Annotated in this window: 9 protein-coding genes; 7 read left to right on the plus strand and 2 right to left on the minus strand. The window is 61.2% G+C overall.

Going from position 1 to position 13,479, the window contains the following annotated elements; genetic code table 11:
• Nucleotides 1-37 precede the first annotated feature (37 nt).
• The 6 genes from AC5V87_RS08575 to AC5V87_RS08600 all read left to right on the plus strand — a co-directional run bounded on the left by AC5V87_RS08575 (nt 38) and on the right by AC5V87_RS08600 (nt 9,102).
• Nucleotides 38-1,156 (plus strand): IS630 family transposase, encoded by a 1,119-nt coding sequence (locus AC5V87_RS08575; RefSeq protein WP_456838572.1) that lies wholly within the window; start codon nt 38-40, stop codon nt 1,154-1,156.
• An 803-nt stretch (nt 1,157-1,959) separates the two neighbouring features.
• Nucleotides 1,960-2,139: a hypothetical protein gene (locus AC5V87_RS08580; protein WP_456840533.1), complete on the plus strand. Its 180-nt coding sequence runs from the start codon at nt 1,960-1,962 to the stop codon at nt 2,137-2,139.
• A 127-nt stretch (nt 2,140-2,266) separates the two neighbouring features.
• Entirely contained in the window at nt 2,267-3,796 is a 1,530-nt protein-coding gene (locus tag AC5V87_RS08585) for a Wadjet anti-phage system protein JetA family protein (RefSeq protein WP_495370637.1), read from the plus strand.
• Nucleotides 3,786-4,424, plus strand: coding sequence for a DUF4194 domain-containing protein (locus AC5V87_RS08590; RefSeq protein WP_456840531.1), 639 nt, complete (start codon nt 3,786-3,788; stop codon nt 4,422-4,424). Before AC5V87_RS08585 ends, AC5V87_RS08590 begins: the two co-directional genes overlap by 11 nt.
• On the plus strand, nt 4,421-7,855 hold the full coding sequence (locus tag AC5V87_RS08595) for an SbcC/MukB-like Walker B domain-containing protein (protein ID WP_495370638.1): 3,435 nt from the start codon (nt 4,421-4,423) through the stop codon (nt 7,853-7,855). Before AC5V87_RS08590 ends, AC5V87_RS08595 begins: the two co-directional genes overlap by 4 nt.
• A gap of 2 nt (nt 7,856-7,857) precedes the next feature.
• On the plus strand, nt 7,858-9,102 hold the full coding sequence (locus tag AC5V87_RS08600) for a Wadjet anti-phage system protein JetD domain-containing protein (RefSeq protein ID WP_495370639.1): 1,245 nt from the start codon (nt 7,858-7,860) through the stop codon (nt 9,100-9,102).
• A 94-nt stretch (nt 9,103-9,196) separates the two neighbouring features.
• Here the strand turns inward: AC5V87_RS08600 and AC5V87_RS08605 are convergent, their stop codons facing one another.
• On the minus strand, nt 9,197-9,376 hold the full coding sequence (locus AC5V87_RS08605; RefSeq protein ID WP_495370640.1) for a hypothetical protein: 180 nt from the start codon (nt 9,374-9,376) through the stop codon (nt 9,197-9,199).
• 1,871 nt (nt 9,377-11,247) lie between these two features.
• Between AC5V87_RS08605 and AC5V87_RS08610 the strand changes: the two genes are divergently transcribed.
• Nucleotides 11,248-11,688, plus strand: a complete 441-nt coding sequence (locus AC5V87_RS08610) for a hypothetical protein (RefSeq protein ID WP_495370641.1) — start codon at nt 11,248-11,250, stop codon at nt 11,686-11,688.
• 195 nt (nt 11,689-11,883) lie between these two features.
• Here AC5V87_RS08610 and rpoN read toward each other — a convergent pair whose 3' ends face one another.
• Nucleotides 11,884-13,335: an RNA polymerase factor sigma-54 gene (gene rpoN / locus AC5V87_RS08615; protein WP_495370642.1), complete on the minus strand. Its 1,452-nt coding sequence runs from the start codon at nt 13,333-13,335 to the stop codon at nt 11,884-11,886.
• Nucleotides 13,336-13,479: the final 144 nt, after the last annotated feature.

A 13,479-nucleotide genomic window follows, 5' to 3' on the forward strand; every position in this document is an offset into this window, starting at 1 on the left:
GCCAGAGATGGCGGCTGTAACAGCGACGGAGGATCTGATGTCGGCCCAGCGGCTTGCGCCCCTGATATTGAGCGATGATGAGCTTGCCGAACTTCAGTCGCTGACGATGCGGCGGAAAACGGCGCAGGCGCTGGCTCTGAGAGCCCGGATCGTGCTGACCTGCGCGGAAGGCGGTCAGAACAAGGAGGTGGCGGCCAAGCTAGGCCTGGAGCGGGGAACGGTAGGCAAGTGGCGGCAGCGTTTTGTAGAGCAGCGCGTGGCCGGGCTGCACGACGAGCCGCGTTCCGGGGCGCCGCGCACCATTGACGATGCCCGCATCGAAGCTGTGATCGTGCGGACGCTGGAAAGCTGCCCCGAGAACGCCACTCATTGGAGTTCTCGGGGCATGGCGAAGGCCAGCGGCCTGTCGGTGTCAACGGTGCAACGCATCTGGCGGGCCTTCGGGCTCCAGCCGCACCGGCTAGAGACATTCAAGCTCTCCACCGATCCGAACTTCGTCGCCAAGGTGCGCGACGTCGTCGGCCTTTACGTCTCGCCGCCGGCACACGCCATCGTTCTGTGTGTAGACGAAAAGTCCCAAATCCAGGCGCTGGACCGCAGTCAGCCGATGCTGCCGATGCGTCCCGGTCAGCCGGCTCGAAGGAGCCATGACTACAAAAGGCACGGCACCACATCGCTGTTCGCCGCTCTCGACATTGCGACCGGACGGGTCATCGGCAAATGCTACGGACGCCACCGAGCCGCCGAGTTCCGCAAGTTCCTCGACGAGATCGAGGCCGCCGTACCGGGCGAACTCGACGTCCATCTCGTCATGGATAACTATGCAACGCACAAGACGCCGCTGATCCGGAAATGGCTAGCCAAAAGGCCGCGTTGGCATGTGCACCTGACTCCGACCAGTTCGTCATGGCTCAATCAGGTCGAGCGCTTCTTCGCGCTCCTTACCGATAAGAAGATCAGGCGCGGCGTCTATCGCAGTGTCGCTGCCCTCAGGGCGGACATCACCTCGTTCATCGAACGACACAATGCCGATCCGAAACCATTCCGATGGACCAAGTCCGCTGACGACATCCTTGCTTCCATCGAGCGCTTCTGCCGATACAATGCCCCGGCACAAAACGGACCAATGTTGCGAACTTCTGGTTCAGGACACTAGCACATATGCTGCTCCAAAAAGGGCAATCTGGTCGTACGCCCTGCCAACGCAAGCGTCTGTTTTGCTTTTGGTGAATTGTTAAGAGGCGGTGCGCGGCTCTCTGATCTCAACGACAGCGGATTGACCATCCTTGCGACTCTCACGAGCGATCGGCCTTGCTGACCGGAGATACAGACTATGCGCACCTCATGCATGCCAATGCCAAGCAAGTAGATCACCTGGTCGCAACTCATCATGGCGCCCCGCTTCAATGCAGGCGCGCCGTCGGTGCCAAAGCCAAATAGCGGCCGCTGTCAACTGGTGATTTCCGGCGGATATCCTAAAGTCTATGGGCACCCGCACCCGGATGGGCTATCCAAGCATGCGATGTCGGGTTGGACCTACGTGACCACCACTGGGCGAGGAGGTATTACCGCTCGAGGCGACCGCATCCTCAATTGACGGCGAAACGCCGAGATCTTCTGCCTGCCCTGAAGGTCGTTCTCGTGATTCATCAGAGAGGCGCGCGAACCGGCGCGAAGCCATGCGCAGCGAAAGGCTCTGACGCTCAACATAGCTGGCTGAAACGTACTGATCGGAATCGCCAGATAGTACGTCACGGCTTACCGCCACTACGGCGGCGGGCGAGTAGCGGCCCTGCGCTCCTTCACTAGATGCGTTACCGAGTAGGTCTTTACGATCACGCCATGAGTGGTGGCGTCCGGGCCGAAGGCATTGCGGATCGCTCCGCCGTAGGGATAGAAGCCGTCCCTTGAAATCTCAGCCTGGCCGATGACGCGGTGCGGACCTCATGCAGGAAGTCCATGGTGCTTTCGGTCGTGGCGCTGCACGTTCTTTTACTTCTTGTCAAGGCGCTGCGGAATGCGATCGACGAGCCCTTGAGGAACAACAGGGAGACCAAGACACCCGATCTCGCACTGGTGATGGCGAGAGCTACGGCTCGACAACAGCTCTTTGCCAAGCTATATACGAACATACAGTGAACATATCCTTGCAGTTGCAGCAGCCTTGCGATACATCTAGACCGAGGTATTCCCCCTAGGCAGATTCTGAGTGCGGCGGCAAGCTGCATCCCTTTTTGGATGATGCCGATTCAGGGAGTGATAGCGATTGTCCTTGTTCCGCCATTTGCATGACGACGCGTTTTTAGCCTTCTCGCGCGATCACAAGCACCTGTACGCGGCCTGTCTGCTCGACCTCCATGAACGCTTCTTTTCAGGCGCGCCGTCGTTTCCGACCCCTCAGCAGGTCGTCCATGCCATCTATGACGTCATGCGCGCCAACCCCGCCCTCTGGAATGAAGGCGATGATTTCGGCAGCCTGCCGGAAATGATCTCCGCGGGACGCCGCCGGATCCGGAAGGCCGACGTCGCGCTCGCTTCCGAGAAGGGCGACAAGGCGCTCGGTCTTGCCCGACAATTGTACGCTCGGCTGCTCGCCTGGGGGTGGCTTGAAGAGGAGGAATACGGGCTTCGCGTTACCGTTGACATGGCTATGGGACCGCTGCTCGTGATCCAGCGGCTCGCGAGCCTCAATAAGGATCTCTCGCAGCGATTCGGCGGCTTGATCGTGCAAATTCGCCTCAACCTGGAGGCCGTCGAAAAACTGAGGCCCGAGATCACCGACCGCAAGCAGCGCGAAGCCGCGCTCGCCGTCCGCGAGGCGCGCAATCAGGCCGACCAGTTCACCAAGAGCCTGCGGGCCATTCTGGCCGACCTGAAGCGCGTCCGACGGACGGTCATGGAGTCGAAAACAGTCGCTACCCGGCTGGAAGCCTTTTTTGAGGAGTTCGTCGACCAGCTCCTGCTGAAGGATTTCGAGTCCATCCTCACCGTCAACCATCCGTACCGCTTCCGCGACGCTATCGTCGATCTCGCTCGGAGAATCTCCTACACCCCGGAAACCATGCAGGTCCTCGCCGAGGAGTACACAGCTTCCAGCATGGCAGCCGACGTCGAGGACGGTCGAATGGCCGCGGCCGATGACCTGCTGGCCATCGAAAGCATTTTCGAACAGATCGGGGAGATGTTCGATCGGATCGAGGCCTTCCGCAGGCAGCTCGAAGCCCGGGTCCGCAACACCATTAAGTACGCCGAGCGGGGCGGGCAGGGACTCGTCAGCCGGGCCGGCGACCTGGTGCGGCGCCTGGACGCCCTACTGCGGGACGGCAGACACCACAAGGCGACTATCGAATGGAGCATCGAGCCGCTGCGGTCCCCCTGGTCGGAGCACCATCAGGCGCCGGCCAGGCAGCCCCGCCGTCCCGTCGAAGCAAGGGAGCTCGCCGAGCCGCCATCGGACCCGTTGTACGAACTGCGGAAGAAACTCCGCCTCGAGTACATCGCTCGCATCGCGCCCCGCCCCGAGGATGTCAGACGATTCCTCGAGGACCAGGTGCCGCCATTCGCGACTAGGGAAGCCCGCTTCATGGAAATCGATAGCGTGGACGACTTTCTCGCCTTCGACTGCGCCCGCCGATATGCGTTGACGGGCGAAGTTCCGGCGCAGGTCGCGGCCGGGTTCGATCTGGAGCCGCGCCCAGACACGCCGCCCCACGACAGCGAATGGCTTCGGTGTGCGAACTTCGTGGTCAGGCGAGCCGGCCCCCTCCGGAAAGCAGAGGCAGCCCGTGCTCAGTGAGTTCGAAAACGTCGAGCGCTCCTTCGGCGCGGAAAAGGCAGCCGACCTCCGCAAAGCGCTGCACTTCCTGCTACGGCGGCAGTTCGTGTTCGCGGGAGATCCCCGGACTGGGACAGTCTACAACACGATCATGGATGGCCGCTTCCGCGACCTGGTCGACGGCTTCTTCGATAGTTGCGGATATCGCGTCCATCGCGATCCGGAAGCGCAGTGGGCCGGCATCGTCGCCATGGACGAGGACGTGCCGCTGCCTCGAATGAAGCTCGACGAAACCATTGTTGTTTTGGTGCTGGCGGCGCACTGGCAACAGGAGGTGAACGTCGGAGCGGTCGAGGACCGGGCCGTCGTAGTGGCCACTTTGAACGACCTGTTCGATCGCTACCGCGAGATGGCGCAACACGGCGGCGGAGGGGCGATCTCACCCGCCCGCTTTCGGGACATCCTGCGCGAGGCCGCCCAACGCAGTTTGGTCGAGATCGGTGATTTTGACGACGAGCAGCAGGACTGCGAGATCAGGATCCGCCCGATGGTCAAGCTGATCAGTGGCGGCGATGCCCTCCAACGGCTTGAGCGCTACGTCCGTAGCGAGGAGGCGCGGTTTCCGCAGCCGGCAGGAGACGAGGCATGATGGAGCTACGCCACCTGACGATGGTGAACTGGCACCTGTTCGACGTGGCCGACATCGACGTGACAGGACACGTCGGGGTATTGGGCGAGAACCGGTCCGGCAAATCGACAATCCTCGACATGGCACAGGTCGTTCTCACCGGCGGGAGCCGGCGGTTCTTGCGCCTGAACGCGGTTGCCGGCGACAGCGGAAAATCGCGCAGCGGCTCGAAGCGCAGCGTCGTCGATTACTGCCTTGGGACCCTCGGTGAAGACCAGCGCCGGCGCGACGAGGCGCGCACCTACGTGGCGCTAGGGTTCGAAGACAAGGAAGGCGATCGACCGCCAGTCACGATCGGCATGGCGCTTGAGGCGCGTAAGTCCGACAGCAGGGAGACCGTGCTGGCACTGTTCGTCGCCGTCGGGACCGTTTTGAGCTCCAAGGCCTTCATCGAGCAGCGAGGAAAGTCGCAATTCCCGGCGCAGTGGGAGGACGTGCGCGCCCGGATCGTCGCGGCGGTCGGCGAAGGCAACTTCGTCAATCATCGCGACCGGGCAAGCGACTACGTCCGCGAGTATATGCGCCATCTTCTGCCGCATTCGCCCTATGGCGAGCAGAACGCCAGCGCCCTTCAGAAATCAATCGTCAACGCGATGACGCTCGACCACAACCAGACGGCCACGCAGTTCGTGCGGAACTACATCCTCGAAGACAGCCCGATCGGCATCAAGGAGCTCCGCGAGTCGATCCAGACATACCGCAATATCAGCGAAACCATCAGAAAGATGCGCCTCAGGCTCGAAGCCCTGAGGGCGCTTCGCGTCGTCCTCGGCACCCTTGAAGAAGCGCTCGAGACCAAGTTCAGGGAGGAGTGGATCGCAAAACGCGCGACTTGGCTTGCGGCGCGCGCGACAAACCTGGACTTTAAGGCCAAGCGGCGTACCGAGATGGCGCGCCGGGACGCGGCAGCAAAAGAACTCGAATTCATCGACTACGACGTCAAGGCCATCGATAACGAGATCGAACGTCTCACGGCCGCGATCGCCGAGCACGATGCCAAGACCGGCAGAAAGTCCCTGCAGCAGACCGCCGATGTGGCCGGGCAGGCGGCGCACCGCGCCTCAGCGGACTTCAAGGCTCGTATGGAGAACATCCGTCGCCTGGAGCCGCTACGCGCGATGTGCGCGGACGGTTTCGAGGACTTCGTTCCTGCGCTTGAGCGTCTTCTGACTGCCACGGCCGGGGCCGAGATCGGGCGCGTGTCCGACGAGCTCTCCGCGGCCGAGAAGTCTTTCGCGGCAAGCGGCGCGAAATGGCTGCCGAAGATTGACGAAGCGCGTCAAACGATCATCGCGGAGCTTTCCGGGCTCCGTGGCCGGCGCGACGAGGTGCTCGAACGGATCCGACAGCACGCCGCCGGAGGGGCGCGGGCCTATCTCGGCGACGATACTGAACTCCTCTGCCGCAGGCTGCGGCAGAGCGGAATGGTCCCGCGCGTGCTCTGCGACATCATCGAAGTCGCCGAACCCGAGTGGGTAGGAGCCGCCGAGGCGCTCCTCGGCCGCGACCGGGAAGCCGTGTTCGTGGACAGAGCGGATATGAGCGCCGCCACGTCAATCTTCAAGGAAGGTCGGCGCGAGTTTCGCCATGCATCGCTCGTGAGCCTAAACAAGCTCGAGCAGTTCAGGGCCAAGCCGGAGCGCGGTACTTTCCCCTCGATCTTCCGGAGCCAGGATCCGGACGCGATGGCCTTCGTCATGCGCCGCTACGGCACAGTCCGCCTCGCGGACACGCTCGACCAGTTCAACAGGCCCGGCCGCGCTATCATGAAGGACGGCCTCTACGACGACGGACTCGTAAGGACCCATCGCTGGATCGAAGCCTCGCAACATAAGATTGGAAAGGCGGCCCAGGCGAACGCCCTGCGCTCGCTGCAGGATCAGGCCGAGGAACTAGATCGACTCCAAACGGAAAAGAGCAAGGAGGCTCAGGCGGCAGAGCAGGCCTTTGCCGCTCTGAAGAACATCTGCGAGGGACGTAACGATCTGAAGGCTAGCGCCGCTGCCTTCGCAGCCGCGCAGACTGAGATCGCCGAAGCCCAGGCGAGGCTCGAAGCGCTCGACGGCGCGGGCGACGGCGGGCTTCGCGACAAGAAACGAGCGCAGCAGAAGCTGAAGGAGAGGAGGCTCGATGAGCGAAAGATCCAGCAGAAGGCGTTCGGCGAGCATGACGGCGAGGTCAGATCGGCAGAAAGGAGACTGGGAGAGGGCGAAAACGTACCCGGCTCCGAGCTTAACCTGCGGGTCGCCCGGTCGATCTATCGCAGGACCTTCCCGCTCTACTCCGCGGCGAAGGGCAGGATCGTGTACCGCGAGCGCCTCAATGCCGCGGCCCCGAAGGGCTTCGCGGAGAAGCACCGCGCCATCGCGGACAGGGCACTGAAGGATGCGGACGCCTCGGACGCAGAGCGCGCCCGCATCGAGCGGCGGGTCCGCGAGCTCCTCTACGATTATTTCGACCAGTTCGGCGTGAGCTCGCAAGTCGGCGCGGAGAGCGAGCCGCTGAGGGAGGTGAAGCCCTGGATGGAACAGCTCATCTCGGATATCGAATCCAACGAGCTGCGCCAGTACGAACGGCAGGCGCGGGAAGCGGCGGAAAAGGCCTCCACCCTGCTGCGCGGCGAGTTCATCAACGCGCTCACGGCGCGCATCGGCAAGATGGAGCGGGAGCTGCAGTCGTTGAACCGCAGTCTCTACGCACATCCCTTCCACAACGAGCGCTATTCATTCCACCGTACCCAGGTCGTGGAATTCCAACCCATCCTGAAGATCATCGAGATCGCCAAAACCTCTCCGGAGGCGCTCGATATGCTGTTCCGGGGCAACGTGCCCGATGACTTCCCGCACAAGGATACGATCGTCGCACTTGAGGCGCTGCTTGAGGATCCCGACAAGGATTTCACCCAGTTCGAGGACTACCGGAACTTCTACACTTTTGAGATTCACATGGAGGATGTCGCCACGGGTCGTTCAACCCGCTGGGAGCAGCGGCGCGGCACCGGATCCGGCGCCGAACAGCAGGTGCCCATCTACGTCGCCATCGGCGCTTCGCTGGCCGCCGTCTACGGTAGCGCCGAGCGTCGCACGGGCAAGCCCTCCGGCGTCGCCCTGGCCATGTTCGACGAGGCCTTCTCCAAGATGGACGGCAAGAACCAGCGGCAGATGATGAGCTTTTACAAAAACCTCGGCCTGCAGTTCGTGATCGCGGCGCCGTTCGAGAAGCGGGTGGCCGTGCTCGAGCACATGGACACAATCGTGGAGGTGGACCGCATCGGCGAACAGTCCAGGGCCACAGTGGTGGAACTGAAAGAGAAGGCCAAGCGCGAACTGATGGCCATCGATCCGGACCTGATGTCCGAAGATGAGCTCGCCACCCGTCTGGCCGCCGAGTAGCCATGGCGCGACGTTTCACAGAGGCGATCGGCCTGCTGAACGACCTGCTCAATCGCTTCGAAGGCGGGGCCGCAAGCCCAATCGCCCACCCCGACTATGCTGCTTTCTCGTCGGTAGTCGCGGCGGACGCTTTTCTGAACCAGATCAGGAAAGCCGAAAGTGCCGGCGCGGTGTCCATTGGCTGGGGGCGCGGAGCAAAGCGGGACCAAGTGGCGCACGTGCGGTTGGCCTCGGCGGAGATCTTATACCGATACCTTGGCCGCACGCCGGCGTCACGCATCGCGGAGGACGCCGCCGCGCGGCTTGTAGCCGGAGTGGCGCTGCACGAGTCTCTGAAGAACAGTGGCTCTCAAATCGCAGAGGTGTGGGCGCGGGGTAAGACATGGCACGGATTCGGTTCGTCCGACGCCGACACGCTGCGTCACGCATTCGTTCTCGCCCAGGCGATCCTCGATAGTAAGCATCTGGACGTCGACTACAAAACTTTCTCGCGACGTACGGTGGGGCACAGCAAGATACTCGAACGCATCGAGGGTGCTGTGGTCCGGCTTTTGAGCGGCATAATGGACTTTCCGCCTGGTGCCCGCCCCCGAGAGGCACTGCGAGCGATCGGACTGGAGCGCTTCGCCCCGCCGCTTCTGATTGCAGGCAAGATCGACCTCGATGGAGCCGACCTGTCCGGTATCTCTCCGCATTATCTCGGGATCAGTCCCAAGGAAGCAGATCGCGTCCGCTTCCGGGAGCCGCCGGCCTACATTCTGACAATCGAAAACTTCGCAAGCTTCAACCGGCACATCGCCGAGGCGGACCCCGGTCGATTAGGAACGACCATGTATGTCGGCGGGTACCCCTCGCTTGCCACCCAACAGGCGCTGCGGACGATCGCAAGATTGGTATCCGAAGAAACGCCGATCTTTCATTGGTCGGACATCGATCCGGACGGCACTTGGATCTTCCGCACCATCGAGCGCGCGGTCGATCGACCGATCGGTCCCCACCTCATGAGCGTCGAAGTTGCCGAGCGCTTGGGACAAGTGCCGTTCAAAAAATCGTCACCCGCTCGATGTCCACCGGACTCCGGTATCGCGGCTCTGGCAGCGTACCTGGCGGAAGAGGGAGCCAAGACGCTCGAGCAGGAAGAACTCGATCCAGTCCTGCCAGAGCTTCATGAGAAAATGCGCTCGGATCAACGCAGTGTCGATCCCGATGAGCTTCCTCGGTCGACGATCTCCGTCGGCGTTTGTTGAACAACACCTGCGTTCCGCAGAGCGAACGCGATGAGTAGGGCGGCTCCTCGCCTCGTGGCGTCGATAGCCGATTGGCAGACGAACAGCGGCGATTTCAAACCGAGTGCCGACCACCGCAATCGTGGCAATCGTCGCGATCAGGATTACGAGCAGCATGGCGGTAACACCGCTCGCCCAATGCGGACAGATCGTTGCGGCCGAGTGCGTGTCCGACGCGTACGCTCACCGCCATCCCGATGCATGGAATCATGAACAGGACCTTTCCGACCTGCAAAGGAATCTGATGGGCTGCAACGGCAGTGGTGCTGATTACACCTATCAGAAGCGCCGTCGCAGAAAAGGGCCCGATCCGTGAAAATGGCAGCCGAAACCAGCGTCCCGATCACGATGAGCTGCCTCGGTGAGTTGACGGCGAGCTACCCATTTCGCCAACTGACGAGGCCGCGATGCGAGCGTTTTTTCTGCTGTCTTCCGAACGAACAGGCTGCCCCGCATTGCGCGCTTCAGCTATCCTTTGCCCTTCCTAACACGATCTTATCGCTGCGTTCGCGCCGCATCATCGGCGCCATGGCCCAGCGATAGCATGTTCTCACACAACAACGCACCGCTCAAAATGGTGAGAGCAATCTGGCCGGCGTCCGCAAAATCTTCTCTCTATGTTGACCGCTGCCATAGTGAGCGCTGCTATGGCCGTCGTGGTTACGGCTTTGGCTGTCTCGTTCAAGACGTCCTTTGTTTCAAGCGCGACAACAGCACCGCCTGCAACTACGTGCTGCGGGAAAACCGACATCGTTTCGTCATAAAAACACTCAACCGGAATTGGCATGCCGGTTGCCTCAAGATGTGACGAAACCAATTGCGACTGTGATGCTCGTTCAGCATCCGGCCGAGGTATTCAGATGAACTTGCCCGATTGATCGATGGCAGAGGTCTCCTGATGCGCTTTTCAAACCGTGCACCTGCGTCACGAACTCTGCCATCTTCGTATCGCGCTCCGGTTTGCCGGGCCGAATCCGATCGTCTTGTAAAGGGCTGGTGACGAATGGCGGGTCCTCAACAAGATGGTGCACACCGCTGCAAAGGCGTTATACCTCAGGGCGATTGTCTGCCTCACTTTTGGCCGGTGGCTCAAGCGCCGGGCATCTGCGAGATACCCAGCCTGCGTTCGTGAAGCTAGCGGCGGCCTTAATCGGTGCTTTGCAGATGGTTGGTGGGCTGATGCAGGACGATTGGAATTCTGAGAAAATACTCAGGCAACAGGACGAGCTCAAGGTCAAGCTGCTTCGCGCCCAATCGATTGTCGAGGAATGTAAGGCAGGATTGGCGGATCTGGAGCGGAGGCTTCAGCGTCGAGCAGTCGCATCACCGATCGATGAACGCCAGCGCAACTCTGCGGCAACTAATCACGCGCGATCGCAAAAATCCCGAAGATCCTGTTGATCAGAATGCCGGTGTGGTGTTTTCGAGTCGACCATGGGACCGCTGAAAGCTGCTGCCGCGCACATTAGCGGCGAAGCTTTCGTCGCGGAGTTGGTGAAGATCTCGAGACGCATGGGGTTGCGAGCCCGGCGTTTCGAACCGGATAACTGGGTGCGGACCTGTCGATAGGCTCGTCTTTTTGGTCGACGCGGTGCGTTGGCCAGGGGATGCGCGAAGAGTAGCACCACATATGAGACGTATCGCCGCGTCTTTGGCTAGAGCGTCTTGTTTCGTGGGCTGCTCACGTAGATGTTCTGAAGGGAATGTCAAAACTCTCCACCTTGAGCCAGCCGGTTCCGGCGTTTCGTCCGTCTTAAAGCGTTTCAAATTACCGCTAGACGTTTCTGTAGGGCGAGGGCCGCTTCAATGACACGATGGGCCACTATGGCAGCAAGGCAGGACATGCGGGGCACCGGCGGTGCTGACCAAAGAAGCCGACCATGCCTCATCCGGCATCGCATGGAGGATGACGAGAACTGGTTGACTATGTCCGCAAACGATCACGATGCGATCCGGGGGGCAGAAACGGCAGTCACCTAAATTCGTGAGAACCAGAAAGAGGGTTCCCGGTGCGAATGCGATCCGGTGCCGGCCGGTAGCCTCGTCAGCTTCTCGAAAGCTTCTCCGAATACGGACTAACCCAGTGATTCTGGATGGGAGGCTGGCGTGGACTCGCACAATTTCGCCATATCCAATGCAGCACCTCCGCTATCGGTACAGCACGCCGTTCGAGACGATCAACCGAACCAGACGGGAGAAGACGCCTTCGAGCAGCAATTAGATGCGGCGCGCGCGGTCGATTCCGCTGACCTTGCCTGGCGCCGCGGCCGTAAACCGCCGCCGAATGTGTCGCGCGCGGATTTTGACTACATTCACGAGATGATGAGCGGCGTCAGTGCTCGCGGAAAACTGTCGCCGTTGTCGGCCCAGAAGTATACTTTAATGCTTTACAAGGTGACGAATTACCTCGGCGAGCGCGGCCAGTCGCTCGAAGCCAGTGATGATAATGCACTAAATCAGCTCTCTGACACCGTGTTCAGGGAGAATAAGCACGTAGGTATCGCTTTGCGGGCGCTTCAAGAACAGCGCGGAGGTTCACTGCAGTAACGTAAGGTCATGTCGATGATCATATCGAGCCTCGCGGGAAACGTCTGGTCCTCTATGTCGCCCCGTTCCAGCCCTCGCTGCTCGCCAACGTACCCGAGGCGACCATGCCCGACGAGTGCTAACCTCGCTTTTCGGTCGATCCAGCTAGAACAAAACGTCGGTTCGTAATTCGGAAATCGGCGGCTCAAGTGTTTTTCACGGGCGGCGAACTCCGGCCGATGCTCGACTGTTGATTGTTACCCACTCATTGTCGCGGCGGCGTTGTAGCGAGCAGGGAATGCGCATGGCTTCGCGGTACTTCGCGACCGTGCGGCGGGCAATATCAATGCCCGAGGCGCGCAAGCGTTCCACGATGGTATCATCCGACAGGATCGCCGAGGGTTCTTCCGAATCGATCAGCTGCTTGATGTGATGACGCACCGCTTCGGCGGAGTGCGCCTCGCCGCCGTCAGCCGAGGCGATCGACGCCGTGAAGAAATATTTCAATTCGAATGTGCCGCGATTTGTCGCCATGTACTTGTTGGCGGTGACGCGCGACACCGTCGATTCATGCATCTGGATGGCGTCGGCGACGGCCTTCAGATTCAGCGGCCGCAGGTGCGCGATGCCATGGGTGAAGAAGCCGTCCTGCTGGCGCACGATTTCCGTTGCAACCTTCAGGATGGTGCGGGCGCGCTGGTCGAGCGCACGCACCAGCCAAGTCGCGTTCTGCAGCGCGTCGGTGAAATAGGACTTGTCGCCGTCCTTGCCGACCTTCTTCGACAGCTCGGAATAATAGGTCTGGTTGACCAGCACGCGCGGCAAGGTGTCGCTGTTGAGCTCGACATGCCAGCCGCAGTCGGGACCCGGGCGGACATAGACGTCGGGCACCATGGTCTGCAAACGGGCCGAGCCGAACTTCATGCCGGGCTTGGGATTGAGCCGGCGGATCTCGCCGATCATGTCGGCGATGTCCTCGTCGTCGACGCCGCAGAGCTTGCGCAAGCTCGCGATGTCGCGCTTGGCCAGCAGATCGAGATGCTCGACGAGGGCCTGCATCGCCGGATCGTAGCGGTCGAGCTCGCGGAGCTGGATCGCGAGGCATTCGCTCAGGTTGCGGGCACAGACGCCGGGCGGGTCGAATTTTTGCAGCACGGCAAGAACGTCCTCGACGTCCTTTTGCGATGCGCCAAGACGCTCGGCGGCCTGGCCGAGGTCGGGCGGCAGATAACCGGCCTCGTCGACGAGATCGATCAGATACTGGCCGATCATGCGCTGCGCCGGCGCGGTGAAGGCGACCGAGAGCTGCTCGGCGAGATTATCCAACAATGTTGTCTCGGCTGCGACAAAAGCTTCAACATTGTAATCTTCATCACCTGAGGCGCGGCCACCCCATTCGGTGTAGACGCTCGGCGCGGCGTCCTGCGCGTTGCGCGCGGCCGCCTCGGCCGGCTGTTCGGCGCTGACATGATCAACCTCAGTCAGGGATTCGATGCCAGTTGCATTGCCACTGGCGCGCTCAAGCAGAGGATTGCGCTCGAGCTCCTCCTCCACGAAGGCCATGAGATCGACATGGGCCAATTGCAGCAGCTTGATCGCCTGCATCAACTGCGGCGACATGACCAATGACTGCGAATGCCGTAACTCTAATCTCTGCGTGAGCGCCATGAAGCGAGAACCAATACTGAAGCTAGCCGCGTTTTGCTCATCTACTCAGGAGCTGATCCACGCGCTTTGATGCCGCGCAAAAAGCAGATCCGAGGTGTGATTCTGGTGCAAATGGCTGGAAGGACGGCAGATCCTATCGACGCG

Source organism: Bradyrhizobium sp. SOJA106 (assembly GCF_059448745.1).